The sequence below is a fragment of the Paenibacillus sp. FSL H8-0259 genome (assembly GCF_037963255.1).
In the GTDB taxonomy this organism is placed as follows: Bacteria; Bacillota; Bacilli; order Paenibacillales; family Paenibacillaceae; genus Paenibacillus_AQ; species Paenibacillus_AQ phytohabitans.
The window spans coordinates 6,658,661-6,680,641 of sequence record NZ_CP150147.1; the positions used below are offsets into that span (position 1 = coordinate 6,658,661).

At 38.7% G+C, this 21,981-nt stretch carries 21 protein-coding genes; all 21 read right to left on the reverse strand.

The window, feature by feature from the left end; translation table 11 throughout:
* Nucleotides 1-420 precede the first annotated feature (420 nt).
* The gene (locus NSU01_RS28475) at nt 421-1,068 is read right to left on the reverse strand and encodes a YdcF family protein (RefSeq protein WP_083705758.1); all 648 of its coding nucleotides are present in this window, start codon (nt 1,066-1,068) and stop codon (nt 421-423) included.
* A gap of 3 nt (nt 1,069-1,071) precedes the next feature.
* Nucleotides 1,072-2,067 (reverse strand): dTDP-glucose 4,6-dehydratase, encoded by a 996-nt coding sequence (gene rfbB / locus NSU01_RS28480; RefSeq protein WP_076248640.1) that lies wholly within the window; start codon nt 2,065-2,067, stop codon nt 1,072-1,074.
* A 42-nt stretch (nt 2,068-2,109) separates the two neighbouring features.
* The gene (gene rfbC / locus NSU01_RS28485) at nt 2,110-2,670 is read right to left on the reverse strand and encodes a dTDP-4-dehydrorhamnose 3,5-epimerase (RefSeq protein ID WP_076248638.1); all 561 of its coding nucleotides are present in this window, start codon (nt 2,668-2,670) and stop codon (nt 2,110-2,112) included.
* Between the two features lie 20 nt (nt 2,671-2,690).
* Complete coding sequence (rfbA, locus tag NSU01_RS28490; protein ID WP_076248635.1) at nt 2,691-3,569, reverse strand: glucose-1-phosphate thymidylyltransferase RfbA; 879 nt, start codon at nt 3,567-3,569, stop codon at nt 2,691-2,693.
* 83 nt (nt 3,570-3,652) lie between these two features.
* Nucleotides 3,653-5,068 (reverse strand): oligosaccharide flippase family protein, encoded by a 1,416-nt coding sequence (locus tag NSU01_RS28495; RefSeq protein WP_256704053.1) that lies wholly within the window; start codon nt 5,066-5,068, stop codon nt 3,653-3,655.
* Between the two features lie 70 nt (nt 5,069-5,138).
* The gene (locus NSU01_RS28500; protein WP_076248631.1) at nt 5,139-6,239 is read right to left on the reverse strand and encodes an EpsG family protein; all 1,101 of its coding nucleotides are present in this window, start codon (nt 6,237-6,239) and stop codon (nt 5,139-5,141) included.
* A gap of 28 nt (nt 6,240-6,267) precedes the next feature.
* Nucleotides 6,268-7,200, reverse strand: a complete 933-nt coding sequence (locus NSU01_RS28505) for a glycosyltransferase family 2 protein (RefSeq protein ID WP_076248629.1) — start codon at nt 7,198-7,200, stop codon at nt 6,268-6,270.
* Between the two features lie 198 nt (nt 7,201-7,398).
* The gene (locus NSU01_RS28510) at nt 7,399-8,133 is read right to left on the reverse strand and encodes an NAD-dependent epimerase/dehydratase family protein (RefSeq protein WP_076248627.1); all 735 of its coding nucleotides are present in this window, start codon (nt 8,131-8,133) and stop codon (nt 7,399-7,401) included.
* Entirely contained in the window at nt 8,134-9,180 is a 1,047-nt protein-coding gene (locus NSU01_RS28515) for a polysaccharide biosynthesis protein (RefSeq protein WP_256704052.1), read from the reverse strand. It abuts the gene before it with no gap.
* A gap of 141 nt (nt 9,181-9,321) precedes the next feature.
* Nucleotides 9,322-10,137, reverse strand: a complete 816-nt coding sequence (locus NSU01_RS28520; protein ID WP_076248623.1) for a hypothetical protein — start codon at nt 10,135-10,137, stop codon at nt 9,322-9,324.
* A gap of 56 nt (nt 10,138-10,193) precedes the next feature.
* Nucleotides 10,194-11,411, reverse strand: a complete 1,218-nt coding sequence (locus tag NSU01_RS28525) for a glycosyltransferase family 4 protein (protein WP_076248621.1) — start codon at nt 11,409-11,411, stop codon at nt 10,194-10,196.
* A 63-nt stretch (nt 11,412-11,474) separates the two neighbouring features.
* Nucleotides 11,475-12,611: a DegT/DnrJ/EryC1/StrS family aminotransferase gene (locus tag NSU01_RS28530; protein WP_144026220.1), complete on the reverse strand. Its 1,137-nt coding sequence runs from the start codon at nt 12,609-12,611 to the stop codon at nt 11,475-11,477.
* Nucleotides 12,611-13,249, reverse strand: a complete 639-nt coding sequence (locus NSU01_RS28535; RefSeq protein ID WP_076248617.1) for an acetyltransferase — start codon at nt 13,247-13,249, stop codon at nt 12,611-12,613. Before NSU01_RS28535 ends, NSU01_RS28530 begins: the two co-directional genes overlap by 1 nt.
* Before the next feature lie 23 nt (nt 13,250-13,272).
* The gene (locus NSU01_RS28540) at nt 13,273-13,893 is read right to left on the reverse strand and encodes a sugar transferase (protein WP_076248614.1); all 621 of its coding nucleotides are present in this window, start codon (nt 13,891-13,893) and stop codon (nt 13,273-13,275) included.
* 41 nt (nt 13,894-13,934) lie between these two features.
* Nucleotides 13,935-14,933 carry a copper amine oxidase N-terminal domain-containing protein gene (locus NSU01_RS28545; protein ID WP_076248612.1) on the reverse strand — a complete coding sequence of 333 codons (999 nt, stop codon included), beginning with the start codon at nt 14,931-14,933 and terminating at the stop codon, nt 13,935-13,937.
* On the reverse strand, nt 14,930-15,643 hold the full coding sequence (locus tag NSU01_RS28550) for a hypothetical protein (protein ID WP_076248610.1): 714 nt from the start codon (nt 15,641-15,643) through the stop codon (nt 14,930-14,932). The genes NSU01_RS28545 and NSU01_RS28550 overlap by 4 nt, the downstream gene beginning before the upstream one ends.
* 22 nt (nt 15,644-15,665) lie before the next feature.
* Nucleotides 15,666-17,498, reverse strand: coding sequence for a nucleoside-diphosphate sugar epimerase/dehydratase (locus NSU01_RS28555; RefSeq protein ID WP_076248607.1), 1,833 nt, complete (start codon nt 17,496-17,498; stop codon nt 15,666-15,668).
* Between the two features lie 42 nt (nt 17,499-17,540).
* A complete protein-coding gene (locus NSU01_RS28560; protein WP_076248605.1) occupies nt 17,541-18,227 on the reverse strand; it encodes a CpsD/CapB family tyrosine-protein kinase in 687 nt (228 codons plus the stop codon).
* A complete protein-coding gene (locus tag NSU01_RS28565) occupies nt 18,208-18,984 on the reverse strand; it encodes a Wzz/FepE/Etk N-terminal domain-containing protein (RefSeq protein WP_076248602.1) in 777 nt (258 codons plus the stop codon). Before NSU01_RS28565 ends, NSU01_RS28560 begins: the two co-directional genes overlap by 20 nt.
* 100 nt (nt 18,985-19,084) lie before the next feature.
* Nucleotides 19,085-21,088 carry an S-layer homology domain-containing protein gene (locus NSU01_RS28570; protein ID WP_076248600.1) on the reverse strand — a complete coding sequence of 668 codons (2,004 nt, stop codon included), beginning with the start codon at nt 21,086-21,088 and terminating at the stop codon, nt 19,085-19,087.
* A gap of 86 nt (nt 21,089-21,174) precedes the next feature.
* A complete protein-coding gene (locus NSU01_RS28575; protein WP_076248597.1) occupies nt 21,175-21,957 on the reverse strand; it encodes a CpsB/CapC family capsule biosynthesis tyrosine phosphatase in 783 nt (260 codons plus the stop codon).
* Nucleotides 21,958-21,981: the final 24 nt, after the last annotated feature.

Consider the following 21,981-nt stretch of genomic DNA (forward strand, 5'->3'; position numbering starts at 1 on the left):
GTTTTTCTCCCTTGCTGCGGACTGATTGACCGTCAATAGCAGGACAACTTATACCGTCAACCTCTGGACATTATGAGCTAGCAGCAACAGGGAACACGCAGGTTGGAAACACCCGTCAAGGCTAAATGAACGCTTCGCGGCCTTGACGGCTTCACGGTGTCGGTCAACAATTCCAGCTATTTGAGGACATCCTACCCCGTCATTTTTTGGACATTATGTGGTAGCAGAAACACCTTGAGTGAAAAGTAAAAGAGAGCCAAAAAAATAGAGACCCTATAGGTCTCGTAAGGTCTCTGTCGTTTCGATATCCCGTTTGCTTAAAAGCCGCCGCCGCTGCGATCCCCGCTTCACCCAAAGCCGATCCGCATCATCCCGGTAGAACCTGATCTGTATCCATCGCAAAGGTGTCCATATTTCCTTTTACCGGCGGAACCAGCGTTTAATCTGTTCAAGCGAACTCTTCGCTTCCGGGCCATTATAGCCGAAGGCATTGCCAATCATCTTGATATACTCGTTAAAAGTAGTCTCCCGGCTATACCTGTCACTCCACCATGTCTTCGCATTATAGCCGGAGTCGGAGCCTGTATAGGTCAATTCAATCCCTGATTTCTTATAGACATGATCGAAAATGAATTTCACCCGCCGCATATGGAAGTCCGAGGACACAACAATGGCAGACTTGAAGCCGTGCTGCTCCATAATAGGAAGCGTGAACTGGGCGTTCTGATAGGTGCTTTGAGCAGCGTCTTCGGTGAGGATGGCCTCTTCAGGGATGCCAAGGGCTAGGGCGGTTTGGTGCATGTCGCCGGAGGGGCCTGCATTTTCTGAAACTGCCGATAATAGCATATACGGTGCGACGCCCTCCTTGAAAAGCTCCACCGCTTGCTCAACCCGGCCTCCACCGCCGCTAAGTACGATAATGACATCAGTCTTCTTTGGAGATTCAGATAGAGGTAGGAACCGCCCTGCATACAGGAATAACAGGACCATTAACAGAACAGGCAAGTACAGAAAGAGGATTCTCTTTCTACGCTTGCCCATCTTTTTACTGGTTAATTTTCTGCTCATAAGCTACTTCCGGTACTCGCCGCTAAGTATTTGCTCCCACCACTCAGCATTCTCCGTATACCACTGAATCGTCTGAGCAATTCCCGTCTCAAAGGTATAGGTGGGCTTCCAACCCAGTCTTTCCAGCTTGGTCGGATCAATAGCATAACGTTTATCATGACCCAGCCGGTCTGCAACGAATTCAATCAATTCCTCAGACTTCCCTAAGGTATGAATAATAGTCTTCACCACTTCGAGATTCGTACGTTCATTATGTCCGCCTACATTGTAGACTTCCCCACTTACACCTTCATGCAATACAAGGTCAATAGCAGCACAATGATCCCAGACATGCAGCCAATCCCGGATGTTGGCACCATCCCCATAGACAGGAACCTTCTGTTCATTCAAGACCTTCGAGATCGTAAGCGGAATCAGCTTCTCAGGGAAGTGGTAAGGGCCGTAATTGTTAGAGCAGCGGGTAATGTTCATTGGCAGGCCAAAGGTTTCATAGTACGCGCGAACCAACAAATCAGACGATGCCTTGCTGGCACTATAAGGACTGTTAGGTTGCAGCGGTGTCTCCTCTGTGAAGAATACCGTAGGATCGAAATCCAGTTCGCCGTACACTTCATCCGTGGACACATGAACAAATTTCGCTACCCCAATGGTCCGTGAAGCATCCAGCAGTACCTGAGTTCCCATTACATTCGTGCGGACAAATATAGCCGGATCTGTAATCGAGCGGTCCACATGACTCTCTGCTGCGAAATGTACTACAGAGTCGAAGCGCTCTTGTTCAAAAAGTGACATAATCGCATCACGGTCAGCAATATCCGCCTGGATGAAATGATAGTTATCTCTATCTTCAATCTGCTTGTGCTTGGTTAAATCACCGGCATAGGTTAACAGATCCAGATTATAGACATCATAATCGGAGTATTTATCCACAATGTACTGCACAAAGTTCCCGCCAATGAAACCGGCACCTCCGGTAATCAGCAATTTCTTCCGACTCATGAATTACACCTCAGAATTATTCGATTTAGTATCTACTCTGCTTCAGTTATTATAGGTAAAGTTCAGAATAGCATCTTTCAACACAGGAGCCTGTTCGTCTTTGCCGGATAGTACTGGAGTAACATGTAACGGCCACTCTATTCCAATGGCAGGATCATTCCACAGAATGCCGCCATCACATTCCGGAGCATACAATTCATCACATTTATACTGAACTTCAACATCCTCAGTCAGTGTCATGAACCCATGAGCGAACCCTTTAGGAATCAGCAGCTGCTTCTTGTTCTCGGCACTCAGTTCAATTCCAAACCACTTGCTGTACGTAGGACTGCCTTGTCTGACATCCACTGCCACATCGAATATGACTCCACGTGTGCAGCGGACAAGCTTCGTCTGAGCTTTAGGATTCAGCTGATAATGTAATCCCCGTAAGGTCCCTTTAGTAGCTGAATACGACTGATTATCCTGTACAAAAGCTATATCAATGCCCTGCTCTCTAAATTTCGCATCACTGAACGTCTCCATAAACCATCCCCGGTGATCGCCGAACACCGCAGGTTCCACGACAAATACGCCAGGGAGCGCCGTTTCCGTTAACTTCATATCCTCCACACCTTTACTGCTTAATATTGAATCTTCCCGGTAGCTACCTTGATCAGATATTGGCCGTAGCCCGTCTTGCTTAGCTTCTGCCCGCAGCTTAACAGGTGTTCTTTTGTAATCCACCCATTAATATATGCAATCTCTTCAAGAGCGGCAATCTTAATCCCTTGATGGTCTTCAATCGTCCGGACAAAATTCGTAGCATCCACCAGACTCTGATGAGTTCCGGTATCGAGCCAAGTGAAGCCTCGTCCCAGGAGTTCAACATCCAGCTCGTCCATTCTAAGATAGGCTTCATTAATGGAAGTAATCTCAAGTTCGCCTCTGGAGGAAGGCTGTACATTCTTAGCAATCTCCACAACACGATTATCATAGAAGTAGAGACCCGTGATCGCATAATTGGACTTAGGCTGTGCAGGCTTCTCTTCCACGCTTAACACTTTGCCTTCATCATTAAATTCAACCACACCGAAACGCTCCGGATCTTGTACGTGATAACCGAACACAGTCGCACCTTGTGCTTTGTCCGAAGCACGCTGAAGCATTTTGCGGATCCCATTCCCGTAGTAAATATTATCTCCAAGAATCATAGCCACAGAGTCATCCCCAATAAATGCTTCCCCCAAAATAAAAGCCTGAGCTAAACCGTCAGGACTTGGTTGAACTATGTATTGCAGGGAGATGCCGAACTGAGACCCGTCGCCGAAAAGACTTTGGAATCTCGGAGTATCCTCAGGTGTAGAGATGATAAGAATCTCATTAATTCCGGCAAGCATAAGAGTAGATAACGGATAGTAGATCATGGGCTTATCGTAAACGGGTAGAAGCTGTTTACTGGTTACCATTGTTAATGGGTAGAGGCGGGTTCCAGATCCGCCGGCTAGGATGATGCCTTTCATAATAACACATTCCTTTGCTTTATATAATCTATACAACTTACGGCTATGAGTTTCCAAGATATAAGGAATTATATTAAAATCCATTAGCTAATATATTTTTTCAAAAAGTACAAAGTAGTTTTTATTTTATTTTTAGAGCATATTAAATACACTCCATAGCAAAATGAATAGATTATAAATCCTTTAAATGGCCCTGTAAACCAAGTAGCACCCACAAAAATAAGAACTAATAATGATTCCTCTACAACCCCACTCAGCGCCTTTCCGCCTATCAACTTCATTAAGTGGAATTCCGAGACAATACTTCTAAATGCTATTGCTACCACTGAAGACAGTACAACTACGTATATATTATTAATTAAATAGCCACCTAATACAGCAAGTAAAATGCTTAATGATAAGGATATAAGATTAATTTTAAGTAATTTTTTTTCTAAACGTAAAACTTTAAAATATGTAGTGCATAGCAAATTCATTTTTCCTTCATACACACATAATGGAAGTAAAAAAATCAAATATACTAAACTTTCTTTATATTGTGGTAGCCATAAGTTTAAAATATAGTACAACGGCATATATACTAGAAGAAACCCCGGCAAAATCAATCCTAATATTTCGCGTGACACTCCAAAAATTCTTTTTTGCTGTTCTTCATTACTTTGTCGAAGAGCAGGAAATAGAACCATACTTATTTGAGCAATAAAAGAAAGCAAAAACGTTGCAAGAGTTACTGCCAGCGAAAAAACACCAAATACCTCAATACCCCAGTTTTTATCTACTACAAATCTACCGCTACCTAAAATAAATAAACCGGCGACATTCGAAAACATCAAATTAATTCCAACAGATACATTATTATAAATCTCTTTGAATATTTTTTTTGAAAAGTATGGTTTAGAAATGATAATTATCCTTCCATTCCATATTAAGAAGGTTATCGAAGCCAACTTTCCGACAATATCCAAAATAACAAACCATATAAAATTATCATTTTTACAAATTAGAAGTATAATTACTACAATAATAAACCACAGTTTATCTATTATTACTGATAAAGAAAATAATTTAGTTTTATTTACAGACTGAAAAATGTAACCAATAAAACCAATTGCATTAATGAGTGGTAAATAAATACCGGTAGTTATAAATACAAACTGACGCTTCCAATCATCAATAAATAATAAACTATAGATAATAAAGGAACACCCTATTACACAATGGAAAATAAATGCTATCCAGAATTGAGAACCTAAAGATTTATAGTCTAATCTTCCATATTCCGCTCCACCCAGTCGTAGATAAATACCATCGTTCAGGCCAAAATGAAAGAATCCTAGATAAGTCATATAAAAAATTGATAATTGCCAATAGCTAAACTCCTCAACTCCTAATACCTTTGGCACAATTAGCGATAAGATTACACTTAGCAAAAAAGAAATGCCTTGTGCTGAAAACGCATAGAAAACATTAGTAATTACTGTGGAAAATTTCTTATTCATTTTCAATTTAATAGATCTCCAATTTACAAACATTTTTTGGGTATATTATTAGAATACCTATGAATTTCCATCAGTTGAGAAAATTCATTATACGATTTTGTTCAAATATAGGGTAAAATACATCACTACCACTCATATAATAAGCAAAAAGCCACTCTGAAAAAAACACAAATACTATAGTTACTATTTTAAAAATGGTCATCTTTTTATTTCTACTTTGACTCACCGCAATAGAAAACAATATATAACTGATAGGAAGAATATTTCTATAAAGTCTTATAAAGTCAACCGAAAAAAACAATAAAGGGTATACACTAAGTATTATTATATTCACCTTATAGATAACATCAGCCATTTTGATAATTGTATGATCCTTTTGGGTACTTAAATTATTCAATTCTTTTTCATGAATGTTATCTTTAATTTTTTCGTATGAAAACCGCACCAATTGAAAACCTATAATAAAATAGAAAAAATACCCTATACGAGTTATGATACTAGTCTTTGTAGAAAAATAACTTACACTTCCTAAGAATGGTACAGAATATCCACTCTTCATTAAGAAGAGCATAAACACTAAAAAAGCTGTAATCAGAGTAACCCAATTCACAAGCTTCTTAACACTCTTCATTTTAGCAAATAATAGAATCAAGTAGAATAAACCTGCACTTTGAAACGAGGCCGCTAAAAAGACAAAAAAAACATATTTAATCAAGTCTACTTTTTTAGATGAGAACAAATAACGCACCCCGTATATGATAAGGGCCATCGCCATAAAATTTCGTATTTGTACAATATCCATTAAAAAAGGATAAATAAAATACAAGGCTAAAACGTACCCTGGTTTACTTGTGAATTTTATAATTGTACTTCCGATAAGTAACAATCCAATTAATGAATATACAATAAGAAAGGTATCATAATCCACACCGAGTGAGAACAAAAATCTGCTAAAATAACGATATCCGATTTCAAATTGTTCAAAATACTCATAAAAAATATTATATGAACCTATGGAGTAATATGTTTGTTGATATCCATAATAGTCAGCATTCCACGTATTCCATCCAAAAAGCATCCACATAAAAGAAAAAAGTACAACAAATAAAATTTTTGATTTTTTTACTTTCAAGCCTAAAACTGCCAATATTCCCGCTATAAAATATTGCACGTATTTCCTCTCCTAAAAGCAGTCTTTTTTAAATTGTATAATTTTGAAACATTTTTTTTAGTGTACTTTTAAAATACAAATTAATATTGGTTCTGAAGTTCTGATGTAATAGAGACATAAAAATGTACTTGGCTGTTCTGATAATATATAGTGGGAATAATGCAACTTTTGACGTTTTTAGATATTTTCTAAAGTAGTATATTTCGCTCTCAACCAAACAAATATATGAAAAAGCCTTAATATGTTTAGTACTCTGACCATGAGCATGTATGACTTCACTACATGGATAATAAATGGTTTTATAACCTTTTTCCTCCATCTTAATTCCGATAATCAACTCTTCTTGGTATAAAAAAGTTTTTTCATCAAAAGGAGTAATATCATGAGCACATTTTTCACTCATCATAAAACAACATCCAGATACAGAATGAACTTCAAATGGTTTGGTTAAATCTTGATCCATAGCACAAAATTTCTTTATGAATTCCTTTACAAAAGGTGAAAATATAGTCTTTCTAAGTAAATACATATATTTTTCTTTTAGTCCCGTTTTTATACCCATGTTAATCATTTGTAGTTGACCATCAGTTAAAAAAATTTTCGGGCCTACAATACCGACCTCGTTATTAAGTTTCAAGTATCCTTGTAAATTATAAATACTATCTTCTTTAATTAAAACATCATTATTTACTATTAATATTTCTTTACATCCATCTGAAAGAGCCATCTTTACTCCACTATTATTACCTGCTGAATATCCATCATTTGTTTCTCTTTGAATAAAAGTAATTCTATTATCCCCTAAGAAAAGCTTCTCTACTTCTTTATTCATCCTATTAGGTGAAGCATTATCCACCACATAAATATGGTAGAAAGCCTTTTTTTCGTTTACAAAAATACTTTCAATACATCTAATAGTATCATCCCAATTTATATAATTAAGAATTATTATCCCTATCATAAATATCTCCAATTTGAAAATAAAGTTGTTTTTTACAGTTACTTAAAAAAGTAACATCTCATTCTTCATCACAACTCCAAACTAAAGCAAGTCTTCATTTAGAACTACTTGCCTCCAAAATTCTTAATCACCAGAATTCTGATACAGAACAGATTTTTCTTTTAAGAAATTAATTTTTCTTATTTTATTAAATATACTTTATGGTAAATAACTCAAATATGTTTTATATAGTTTTCGTGAAAATTCATCTTCAAATAATTGTTTTTGCTCTATATCTCGGTTTTTCTTGAAATCGCCTAATAAATTCACGATTCGCCCCAAACTTTTTCTGTATACAGGTTCTATATAACAAAATCCATCTAAAGAGCTAGCTTCTCCATTCATAGCTCTTAAAAATTCATTTATAACATCATCTATATATATAAGACGCAACTCAGTTGAAGGATCGTTAATTGTTAAAGGTAACTTATGTGCAACGTTATAACAAAAAGTAGTAACCGCACTATTAAAATTAGGCCTCCCCCATTTACCAAATATATTAGTCAGTCGATAAATATATACTGCTACACTAGTTTCTTGATTATACTGGATTAATGCATTTTCACTTGCCCTCTTACTAATACCATAAATATTATCTAATTCAGCTTGAGTAGATGACGCAAGTATAATTGGGCTTTTATTATTATATTTTTTCAATTTTTCAAGTATTAAAACAGTCGTTTCATAATTTCCCTTCATAAATTCATCATTATTTTGCGGTCTTTGAATACCAGCTAAATGAAAGATTATGTCACACTCTTTGCAGTAAGAATCAATTTTTTCATCAAAATTTTCACGTGTACATTCAAATATCTGATTCTGATATTCTTTTTTTAATTCAGCAACAAGATTTTTCCCTATAAAACCATTAGAACCAGTAATTAGTATTTTCAACTATCTCCCCTCCCATGCTGCTAATTCTATTTTTATTTCATCAATTTCTAGGAGTCTATTTTTTATCTCTTCAACTGTAAGTATCTTTGTATTACTTGAAGTATACTCTTCTGCTACAGTAATTTCAGATGAACCATTTTCTAAGTATTTCTCATAATTTAAATCTCTGTTATCAGCAGGAATACGATAATAATCTCCCATATCACTTGCCTTAGCAGCTTCTTCTCTAGTCATCAACACTTCATACATTTTCTCACCATGACGAGTTCCAATTATTTTTATTTCATTGTCTACTTGAAATAATTCTTTAATAGCTTGTGCCAAATCACCAATATAACAAGAAGGAGCTTTCTGTATTAATATATCTCCTGTTTCTGCATTTTCAAATGCAAACATTACTAATTCCATTGCTTCTTCAAGACTCATAATGAAACGAGTCATCATAGATTCAGTAACAGTTAGTGGTTTGCCGCTTTTTATTTGTTCTACAAATAAAGGAAGAACCGATCCTCTAGAGTATAAAACATTTCCATATCTAGTACCGCAGATAAGGGTTTTATCTGGCGATACTGTTCTTGATTTAGCTACGAATACTTTTTCCATCAGCGCCTTAGAAATTCCCATCGCATTTACTGGATAAGCTGCTTTATCAGTTGATAGACAAATAACTTTTTTCACTCCTGATTCAATACATGCAGTTAGGACATTTTCAGTACCAACAATATTAGTTTTAACAGCTTCCATCGGAAAAAACTCGCAACTTGGCACCTGTTTTAGTGCCGCAGCTTGAAAAACATAATCAACGCCTGATAATGCACTTTTTAAACTTTGTAAATCTCTTACATCTCCTATGTAGTATTTAATTTTATCATTTTGATAGTGTCTGCGCATATCATCTTGTTTTTTTTCATCTCTTGAAAAAATTCTTATTTCTTTTATATCAGTGTTTAGAAAGCGTTGAAGCACTTCATTTCCAAAGCTTCCTGTACCGCCAGTAATTAATAAGGTTTTATCTTTAAACATATCAAGTTCCTCTTTCTTTACAATTATATTATTTGATAATCTCTTAAAACAAAATTCACACCAAAAAGATTAAGACCATATTTAAATGGTTAAGTTTACTGTAAAAATGGTTTTGGCAAATCTATTAATCACGTAATTAAAGTCAAAGTAAATCAATATTTTTTATTACTTATCTGACGTGAATGAAAATCCTAGCTTTGATAAATTTTTCTTTAAGAATCTTCTGGACTCATTTGAGAAAATGGGGCTCAAAGAAGCACGTGCATTAATGCTTAATTGATTCTTTAAGGAGAGCACGCCTCTTGCTCCTTTATCAATAGAAAACCCATTTTTCTCAAAGTATTTTAAAGTTTTCGGAACCCACTTACCTTTAATTACTCCATTGTGAATGTCAATGATTTCTCTTGTATCAATTACGCAACCTTTAATATTTCCAGAGAATTTATCTTTTACCTTTTTCAAATGATTAATCTCCACTGCCCAAGCTGAACAATCAATATCTCCTAAAGATTTCTCGAAAAACTCCTTTTCCCAGATTGCGGCCTGTAAGTTAACTCCATATGCTTGATTATCTGCTATGGGTGATAAGTATTTATATTTTTTGTATTCAGATTTACCTTTAGGCTGATTTGTTATTCTATAATATACAATTTTTTCGGAATCCATAATATTTAACGCTTCGGAAATTTTTTTTGAATTTACGTGTTTTCCAATATAGTAGTCTTCTAACATAAATAAAATATATTTTTCTTTAATTTGACCTAATGCTAATTTCACTCTTCCTGACCAATCTTTTTCATTACCTGCATTGATAACAGTTACTGTCTGTCCGTAATCTTTACTGAGTGTATTATTAACAAAGTAAACAGGGAAAGGAGAATCAGACCAATATTTATAATAAAGTGGGAAAAAATATTCAGCCACATCTGCATAAGCATCACATGAAACAACTAGAATAGCCATATCACCATTTTTCTCCAAACTAATCAACCCCTAATCCTTTATTCCCAAATAATATCAAGCTATAATCCCAGTACTCACTTAGAAATCAATCCTAATTTCCCATTAATTACTTCAAGAATCAATGGATAAGTTTGTGCTCTATCAAATTTTTCTTCAGCTAACCTCCGGCTATTTAATCCCATTGCCTTCCTTGATTCATCATTTTCATATAACTCTTTTAGTTTGGCGGCTAAATCAACTGGATCATTGTTATTACAATTAATCCCCATTTTATACTCATCGACTAAATTCTTATATTCCAAAGACTCTTGAGTATTTAATACGGGTAGTCCAGCAGCAGCATAATCCCCATGTTTATTAATTATACTCTGAGCCGCTCTAGGACTAATAGGATTGACAGCAATATCACATTCGATCAATATACCAATCATAGCGCCATAACTAAGTCTTCCTAAGAAATCAGCTGAAATCCTCTTTTCTTTTGCATACGCTTCAAACCTATGTTTAAGCGGACCATCTCCTAAAACTATAAATTTAATATTACCAATACCCTGTTGTTTAAGTATAGATAACGCATCGATTACGCAAGTTAAATCATAACTATGTCCCAAAGTACCAACATATACAAGCCAAAACTCATTCTCCGGTTTATTAATTATTCTATTTTTTTCAGCTAGCATATCAAATGATTTTAATTCAGTACCTAGATACACACAATAAGCGCTATTGGATTTTCGGTTTACTTCCAAAGCCCTTTCCGCATAAGTATTTGATACTGCGATAATTTCATCAGCAGCTTTATAAATAAAGTTTGCTCTTATTTTCATCGGTGTAAAAAACATTTTTTTTAATATAGGTACATTAAAAATCATTTCAAATGCTTCGGGCCATAAATCTTGAATATCAAGCACGAAATGGATCTCATGCTTTTTAGCGTACTTTGCTACAACCATAGCCACATCTAGTGAGGGAACAGCACAATATATCAAATCCGGCTTTTTACGCGATTGTAAATACTTTCTCAGTCTTCTTCCCATCAAAAAATGACTTTTGAATCTATTTAATGATACATTTTTTAAGTAACGTGGTTCCTCAATGTACTTTATTTTGTAATTCAAGCTTTCTTTCAAAATTTCTTTTTTCTTTTTTCTGTTATGGGAAAAATCTGAAGTTACTACTTCAATATTATGCTGCGATTCTGATAACATATTTGCAATATAACTAAAACGATTATTCCCACTATTGCCTAAATCGCCGAAAAAATGTGCAACTAAAAGTATATCTTTTGTCACAATGCATGCCCCTTTTAAAGTATATAAAGTAAAAATTAAAAAAAACCTGAAATTAATTAATTTTTAATTACTCTTAAACAACTTAAAAAGAAGTTCAATAACCAAACTTATTTGAGCTTCACTTAAATTACTTCCAGAAGGTAAACAAATACCATCTTCAAAAACTTCATTTCCTAAATCAGTTTCAAATTCTTTAAAGCATTTATATTTTTTGAAAATCGGTTGAAGACTCATTGGTTTCCAAACAGGTCTTGATTCGATATTATTTTCTTCAAAAAATCCGATTATATCATTGGGCCTAATCCGGCTCTCTTTTTTAATAGTTACAACTGTAAGCCAATAATTTGACGAACCATCTTTTGTAATTGGTAGGAATACAATTGGTAGGCCTTTGAGCTTTTCTTCATAAAAATCTCTTATCCTTTTTTTTGATTCTATACGTTTTTCTAGAACTTCTAATTGCCCCCTACCTATTCCTGCACTAATATTAGACATGCGATAATTATATCCAATTTCCTTATGCTCATAGTGATTTACTGGCTCCCGAGATTGTGTAGCCCAAAAACGCATCTTCTTAACTGCAGCCTCGTCATTTGAGACAACCATTCCTCCACCAGAGGTAGTAATGATCTTGTTTCCATTAAATGAAAAAATACTAATATCACCAAATGTGCCACACTTTTTCCCTTTATAGGATGCACCTAACGCTTCTGCAGCATCCTCAATTACTGGAACACCGTATTTTTTGCAAATAGGGAGAAGTTGATCGTAATCGGCACTTTGTCCATAAAGATCTACGATAATAATAGCTTTTGGCATTTTATCTTCCCTTAAAGCCCACTCAAATGCTTTTTCAAGAGCAACCGGAGACATATTCCATGTTTCTGGTTCAGAGTCAATAAATACTGGATTCGCATACTGATATAAGATGGGGTTACAGCTACCAGCAAAAGTTAAATCAGAACAAAACACATAGTCTCCTGGACCAACGCCGTAGTACTTCAAAGCCAAATGTATCCCAGCTGTACCTGAAGATAACGCTAATGCATGATCTACTCCAACATACTCACAAATTTCCTCTTCGAACTTGTCTACATTTGTTCCTAATGGCGCTATCCAATTCGTATCAAATGCTTCTTGTATATATTTCATTTCATTCCCACTCATATGAGGAGGGGATAAATAAATCCGTTCTTGCATTATTGTTCATCTCCAAAGTATTTTTTTATTTTTGATGGAACCCCCGCAACCATTACATTATCTGGTATATCCTTTATTATTACTGCACCTGCAGCGACTATGACATTCGTACCAATGGAAATATTATTGATAACCTTCGAACCTACGCCAAGCCAAGTGTAATCCTTTACTGTCACAGAACCACTAATATTAACTCCTGGAGAAATATGAATTCCATCTCCTAATACACAATCATGATCAATTGTGCTGGATGTATTAAGTATGCTTCCTTTACCAATAGATGAATTAGCATTTACTATTACACCAGCTAGAGCTACACTACCTTTGCCTAAGCTACTGAAACTACTAATAACACTATATGGATGAATAATTGTCGCTACACTACAGCCTTCTTCTTCCAACCTCTCTAACCAGCACATCCGCAATTTATTATTACCTATAGCAACGAACACAGCTGAATATTCTTTAAGATGACTTTTATAGCTTTCAAAATCACCTAAAACCCGGAAGCCTTGTACATTAATCAGGTTAATATTATTATCTAAAAATGCTATATCGCTCCATTTTCCAGTAGCGATTGCTGTATCTGCCACTACTTTCCCATGACCACCAGCACCAAATATCAATAGTCTTGACAATATAGCACCTTCTATTTATAGATTCATTTACTTTCCATTTGATTACCATTAAAAACAGGCATAGTAGCATTTTGTGAATTGTTTATACCATCTCTAATCAGAACATTTTTAATTGTTTTGAAAATTATCTTCAGATCCATACGTAAACATATACTATCTACGTACCAAACATCATATTCAAACTTTTTCTCCCAGCTAATAGTATTCCTACCATTTACTTGAGCCCATCCGGAAATACCAGGAGTAACTTCATGTCTTCGAGCCTGTTCAGGAGTGTAAACTTTAAGATATTGGACTAATAGCGGACGTGGGCCAATAAAACTCATTTCACCCTTTAACACATTTATAAGTTGAGGTAACTCATCAATACTGCTTTTTCTTAAAAAAGATCCTACTCTTGTTATTCTCTCTATGTCAGGCAATAAATCTCCTCGTAAATCTCTTTCTAATGACATAGTTCGGAACTTAAGGACTGTAAAAATCCGACCATGTTTTCCAGGTCTATTCTGACGGAATAGAATTGGACCTCTAGATCCGAATTTAATTGCTATTGTTGCTGCAAACATAATGGGAGATGTAATAACAATCAATATACATGCAAAGAAAAAATCAAATAATCTTTTAACAATTAAATATGGCTTCATTTCACCCTCAACCTCTTCTATTAAGAAATAAGAGGCGGAGACTAGTCCGCCATACCAGCAACTACTTGTAAGCCAGTCTTAAGCTCTGACTCAAAAGCACTTCTATATTGAGCAATTATATCTGTACTGTATCCATTTGCTTTGAGTTGTACTTCGGCATCTGCAACGATACTATTAAAACTTGCTGTAAAGGATGCCAGTTGCTGTTTCCCTTTTGCAACAATGCTCTGCTTACTGGCCTCGTCCTGAGCAGCAAGATATTCCACAGCGGTACTGAATAACGTTGACTCACTTTGCGATTTCAGGGAATTAAGTTTAGCTTCTGTTGAACTAGTAATAGATTCATAAGAAATTTTCTCAGGTTTTTCTTTTGAAGTATCCGTCTGTGATGGCGTGGAAGTAGCTGAAGGAACTGTTCCCGCATTACCTTGTTTACTTTGTTCTTGGTAAGACTTAGAGGTAGCCGTAATGACTTTTGCCTTTTGATCCCACTCAATCAAATTCCCTGCCGACTCTGAAAGAAATCGAAGTGGCACATATAGAGTTCCATTTAATATATAACTGGACTGGCTGTTAGGAATTATTTTGACAGCTCCATTAAAAACATAGCTAGCCTTCACCGCAGATAAAGTAACACTCTTGGATGCATCCAAAGTTCTTTGGATATTCGCTGCATTCATTAAATACTCTTTAATTACGACTAGCTCCGTACTGGTTGGTTCGTTTACTGAGACCTTAAGATTTTTAGCATCCCATGTTACACTCTTTTGAAGTGCATAAGACATGAATCTTACGGGGACATAGGTTGTATTCTTATGGATAAATACTAATTGTCCAGACGGTGGAAGCATACTTATACCATCAAATGTCATCTTAACATCCATATTTCGAACTTTAATTAAGTCGGTATTTACAGATGGAGTTGTTACTGCCGCTACTGATGCAGCTGATGCGGATAGAGGCGCTGATGCTGTTAATGGAGCAGCCCCTATTAATAAAAGCAACAGTAAGACTGCTGCAGGCATTTTAATTTTGTTCATGGCTGTTCACTTCCCTCTTCAAGTGCCTTTTCTTCGGCTATTATCTGATCTTGTGTCTTTCCTTGACTCACTCCGTACTTCTTAGCAATTGACGAAAGTTCATTATATTGATCCTCCGACACATTATTAAGAATAATACTGCGCGCTTCACGTTTTTCTTCAATGGTTAAGCCTCCTGAGGCCAACTCCTGCAATCGTTTGATATCCGATACACTTAATTGACCCATTACAATAGAGGCGACATCTGCCTTTTCTTTCACAGTAACATTTTCTTGAATCTGCTTAGCTTTATCAGTTGAGACCTGCGCAGTGTATCCTTCAGTTTCTGTCACCTTCTCAGAAGATGGAGTACTTGCAGGTTGAGTAGTTGTAGCGGGAGTAGCCGCTTTCACACTCTCCCCTGAAGTATTAGGAGAACTTATTGGCTTATTCTCCTCATTTGTAACTGATGATGCTGAGGGAACAATCTTTTCAATATCACTCTTCCCAATAGTAGCTGTATTTGTCGGTTCAGCAGTAGGTCCCACAGTTGGTTCAATAACTACACTCTCGCTATCGGAAGTGTTATCCTGTTCTAAATCCAATCCCCCAGCCATTGAGGTCATTAATTTATCAACCGCATAGTTTGCAGCAAACAATCCACCAATCACTATTACTAAAACTACGGACAGAGACCACACTAGCACTTTCTTCCATCTCTTTTTGAACATCGTTATCCTCCGTTAATGTTAGTTAACTAATGGCGGCTTGGGCAACAGGCTGCATCGGAACAATCTGATTAATCACCTCGCGAATTGCACTTGGCTCTTCAGTAAGAACTCGTTCCAATCGTTTGAATTCCAGTTCCAATTGATTCTGACTTATAACGTTAGGTCTGCCAATGAATATACGATCATGCTGAGTCGAGCCAAGATTCTCTTCGTCAGTGAGCAGCTCTTCGTACAGTTTCTCACCTTCACGAATACCTGAGAAGGTAATATCAATATCTGTATACGGCTCATAACCGGATAAAGTAATCAAATCCTCTGCTAAATTCAGAATCTTCACCGGTTCACCCATATCCAGCACAAACACTTCGCCACCCTTGGCAAAAGAACCTGATTGAATCACCAGTTGAACTGCCTCAGGTATTGTCATGAAATAGCGGACCATCTCGGGATGTGTGACGGTGACTGGGCCTCCGGCTGCGATCTGCTTCTTGAAGGCTGGAATTACACTACCACGACTACCGAGCACGTTACCGAATCGAACTGCCGAGAACTTCGTATGACTTGATGTATTTAAACTCTGCACGTACATCTCAGCAATTCGTTTCGTTGCTCCCATAACACTGGTTGGGTTAACCGCCTTATCCGAAGATATCATTACAAAGCGTTCTGTTCCATACTTATCAGCACAATCCGCCACATTCCGGGTACCGAACACATTGTTCTTTATTGCTTCCGATGGATTACGCTCCATTAGCGGAACGTGTTTGTGCGCTGCTGCATGAAAGACAACATGCGGTTTATAACTCTGGAATACGTCCATCAGTCTTGCACGATCCTGTACATCGGCAATAATCGTTACGATGTTCAGGTAAGGGAAGTTCTTACGCAGTTCCATCTCTATGGTATAGATGCTATTCTCTCCATGACCAAGGATTAACAGCTTATCAGGTGCAAAGGGAGAAATCTGACGGCATAGCTCTGAACCGATTGAACCACCTGCTCCAGTAACTAACACAGTCTTATTATGAACATAACCCAGAATACTGTTCATATCAGCTACAATCGGCTCACGACCTAGTAAATCTTCCACACTAACATCACGGAGCTTCTTAACAGAAATCTTGCCAGCGATCAGATCATTCAAGGCAGGGATAATCTTCAGCTTAGCGCCGGTTGTCTTAGCTAGATTGATTATCTCCGATATTTCAGTTCTGGAGACTGAAGGCATCGCAATAATAATCTCATGAATATTCTTCTCTTTCACCAGACGAGGCAGATCATATCTGTTCCCTAGGACAGGCAGGCCCAGGATAGACATATGATGTTTATTCGGGCTGTCATCAATAAAGCCTACTAACTTCGTATGAGCAAACGAAGGTCCCATCATTTCCTTGGCGATTAGCATTCCACAATCCCCGGCTCCGACAATTAAAGCATGTGTCTCTGTATCCTTATCATTCATTCGTTCCTTCCGAAGAAATCTCCAGAGAAAACGAATACCGCCAACAAGAACCAGAGTTGTCTCCATAACCCGGACTTCAACTCCAAAAGGTACCCGTGCCGGTAGAATTATTAAAGAAATACCATAAGCAATGATGGCCCCAAAGACAATAGCTTTAAGAATGGATACTATTTCTCCGATACTGGCATATTGCCACATCCGGCGATACAGCCCAAAATAAATTAAAGTCCCCCCGATAGCAACCGTCGAAATCGATCCAAACTGCAGCATTTGGACAACATACTCATGAGGAATGCCATCGAAGAAACGAAACATGTAGGAAGTAACTACACTGAACCAAATTATCGCAATATCAATCATAAATAACATTAAGACTCTAGTTTTCGCTGTCATTTTTAGTGCCTCCAAAAATAACAATTTTCTTCAATAGGAAACTTAATTGCCATAATAGTAATAATAATAACCTTCGCTGGCTTTACGTTTCACATTGTTCAGTACTACGCCCAGCATTCTTGCCCCTACCCGATCCAGACCCGCTTTTGCCTTAGCTGCAATATCTCGCTTAACCTTGCCATAACTCACGACCATAATGACACCATCGCTCTTGGAAGCCACAATCTGTGCGTCTGTAACTGCCAATAGTGGCGGTGTATCAATCAGAATAACATCGAAAAGCTGGCGTAGCTCCTGCAGAATCGCACTCATGCGGTTGGACGCCATCATCTCTGCCGGATTTGGCGGAATCGGACCAGATGTCATCAGCGAAAGGTTATTTACACCGGATTCTTGAATGACTTCAGACAAATCCGCCTGCTGGGATAGTAATGAAGATAAGCCATAACGGTTACTAAGAGAAAAGGTCTTGTGTGCGGTCGGCTTACGTAAGTCACCATCGATGAGCAGCACCTTCTTATCCGCTTGAGCATACGCAGCGGCAAGGTTAGCTGTCACTGTAGACTTCCCTTCCTCCGGTCCGGAGGAAGTGACCATAATGATCTGTATCCGTTCATCTACCGAAGAGAAATCAATATTCGTGCGCAGTGCCCGAAAAGCTTCAGATACAGGCGAGCGCGGGTTCGTCACGGTAATCAGATGGCGTTGTTTACTTGGCTGCTGTGACATGTTCGAGATCCCCCGCCTTTCTGGTCTGCGTCTGTACTTGCTGTTCTGTAGTCTTCGTTTCTTCTTGTCCAAGCCGTGTAATCATGGCGATCGTTGGCAGTCCAAGGTATTTCTTAATGTCATCTTCGGTCTTAAGCGTATCATCCAGATACTCCAGTAAGAAGGCAATTCCGAGACCAATCATTAAGGCTACGATAAATGCAATCGCGAGGTTCATCAGCACATTGGGTTCTACCGGTCCTGGAGCAACCGGGGGATTAAGCTTAGCTTCATTGAGGATGGACACATTCTGCACATTGAACAGGGAAGGAATCTCCTGCTTGAACACAAGTGATATGGCATTCACGATTTCTGCGGCTCTCTGATATGAATTATCTCGAACGACAAGTGTCATCACCTGCGTATTATTTACGGAACTCACATTAACTTTCTTCAGCATCTCCTCTGCAGTAATGGCGAATTGCGGATAGTCTTTGGCCACAACATCGAGGATTGCCGGTGTCTTAATAATTTCCTTGTACGTGTTAATCAGCTGAATATTCGTATTAATCTGGTTAAGATCCAGCTGTCCTACTGTAGATTGAGTAGGTGTCTGATTAACAATAATCTTCGTTGAAGCCTCATACACCGGATTCTTGATGTATAAGCTGTAGACCCCGGCAAGAACACATGCCACGATAACAATGCTGACAATCATCCACAGTCTCTTCCTGACAATCTGGAAATAATCGCGCAGATCCAATTCTTGTGCTGACAAGTGAATTTCCCTCCAAGCTGTTTCTGTAATGTTTCGTTCCACTTAAAAAAGCGCCCCCTCTCTAATAGACGAGAGGAGGCTCTCCACACTTACTATTTACTTACTTGAAGTTAATTGTACGGTAGATAATAACTGCTGCTTCTGCACGGGTAGCAGTGTTGTTAGGGTTGAACTTACCTGCGTTGCCGATAACCAGGTTATTGCTGGCAGCGAAGGCCACTCCGTCTCTCAGCGATGCACTAATCTTAGCAGCATCGGAGAATTTGCTAAGTGCACTTGCACTTGTATTTGCAGCAGGGTTAACCGACTTGATCGCACGGGAGATCATAGTCGCCATTTCTGCACGGGTAATAGTTGCATTAGGATCAAATTGTGCAGCGCTGCGTCCGGTGATGATCCCCTTCTCAGCAGCAACAGCTACGTATGGAGCATACCAGGAAGTAGTGCTTACATCACTGAAGCTCTGCTTAGCGGAGTTGTTCTCCAGGTTCAATGCACGAATCAGCATCTTGGCGAATTCAGCACGGGTCACATTGCTCTTCGGAGCAAAGTTGCCGTTACCCACACCTTCAATAGCGCCCTTGGCAGCTACAACGGCAATTTGTCTTCCAGCCCAAGCTTGTACACTTGCAATGTCTTTGAAGCTTACTTTGTTCTCCACTACTGCGTAGGAAGAGAAAGTATCGCGTGGTTCAATGATGTAATCCCCATCAACGGTACCACCCTGGAATTGCAGAGCACTATATACAACCTTCGTAACGGAGAGCAATTCTTTGTCAAGGCCAGTTGCATTCTTCAGTGGCAGCTTAATGATGATTGGCTGCTGGAAGGTTGTTGTTGCAACGCCGCCTACAGTCAGATCAAATTCATACACGCTGGATGCCAGCTTCAGGCTGGAAATCGAAGTTACAGTAGAATCAGCAATTGTCGATGCTGTAAGTGTAATAGCTTCACTGAATTGGCCCACTGGAATCGTTACGGTCAAGCCGTTGAAGGTAATTGCGATATTAGCAATACCTTTAGCCTTGGCAGCTTCGATGATTGCTTTGGACAATGGAACTTCCACTGTTGCAGCATTCACTGTACCCAGGTTCAAGGTAAGTGTAAGGCCTGTCTTAACTGTGCTTGAAGCAACGAGTGCATCAAATGCCTTCAGTACGTCAGCATCAACCAGCTTAAGTGTCGCCTTGTCTCCAACAATAGTTACCAGCTTGGATACATCGTAAATTCCAGGTGTAGCTGTTGGATTGGTAACTGGAGTTGTTACTGTCGAGCTGCCGCCACCGCCACCGCCGCCAGAACCAGTACCAGGATCAACAACTGCACCAGACTTAAGATAAACGTCATAGTAAGCGGCAGCAAGGATTACGGCTGCGTCTTTAGCTTTTGTAACAGATGGAATAGCTTCCAGATTAGTCTTCAGTGTGGATACGAGGTTAGCATCAACGCCAAGTTCCAGAAGCGCGGCCTTCAGTGTGTAATCTGTTCCTGCTACTACATTAGTATTGAGCGCAATATTCTTCGCTTGAACTGCCAATGCGCTGCTTGGATTTTTGGCTGCTGCATACAGATCTGCCAGGTTTGCTCCTTTGAAGGCTGCAATCTCCTTCTGCTCAACTACAGAAATGAAATTATATACTTTGCCGACAGTCAGATCTGTAATACCGGCCTGTTCACCAATATTCTTCACCAGCGCCTGATAAGCAGGATAATTCGGTGATTCCAGAATATCTGTAATCGCTGTTACATCAGGATTGTAGTAAGAACCTACTACCTCTAAGTAGAAATCAAACAATGTTGTCTTCTCTGTAGAAGAGAGAGTAACATGATCCAGAATCGGTGCAAGGGCAGTTTCAAGTTCGGTACGGGATACCGACTGGAGCTCTGCGCGGAACTCACGGAGTGTCTGCTTGGATGCATCACTTAATTTGCCGTACAACAGATTGGCACGGGCTTTCAAAGTTTCATAGTTTGCACTCGCTGCAGAAGCTGTACCCACGATTCCAGATTGTCCAAGAATACTGCTTAGGGGCAATCCGGCAACGGATGCCGCCGCCATGCTTACTGCTAGTGTAGATACTGCCAATTTTTTCTTCAAAGTCACTTTTCATCCACCTCATTGTATGTATTTTTATAAATATTATAGCTTTAATCCAGTAATACCCATTCTACCATTAAAAACTAGGAAGGTCATCCCTTACGAGAAAAAAATCCGAACAATCTATGAAGTTTGCTGTTGGATTGAACAGGATTAACTCGAATGATCTCCTCATTAGCAACAATTCTACGCGCATTGTGTAGAAAAAAGTCGAATGTCTCATTTCCCAAATGTTTCTTCACGACTTCGTAAGCCTCGCTTAAGCCAAACGGACGATTACTAGAATCATGCGCATCTGATGCAATCACATGTATAGTCCCCCGCCGGCACAAGTCTAGTGACAGCTTCTGCAGCTTACTCCCGAAGGTCCCGGCAAGACTCTGTGCCGTCAGCTGTCCCAGTGCTCCTAATCCGGTTAACCGCTCCAGCTTGGACGGATTCTCGGCAACCTCGGCATTACGCTCCGGATGGGCGATCACCGGTACATAACCTTGGATGATCAGCTCATGGCAGGTCTCCTCCATATTACGCGGCACCCGCGAAGAGGGCATCTCCAGCAGAATGTATCTGGAACCGGCAAGCGTCAGCAGTTGTCCCTTCTCGAGATCATCCAGCAGATCGCCGTAGATACGAATCTCCTGTCCGGGCAGTACCTGAAGCGGATTGCCAGCCTCCTGGAGCTTCACGTTCAGCAGCCGCACTGCTGCTTCAATATCCGGAGCCGGATTCATATAGACTCCGTTCGCATGATGCGGCGTAGCAACTACAGTGGTAATACCATCGTTATGGGCGTCTTGCGCCATGGCGAGAGCGGCTTCAATATCAGCGGCTCCGTCATCCATGAAGGGTAGAATGTGGCTATGGATATCTATCATATGTAGTTTATCGGTCCTTTTCGA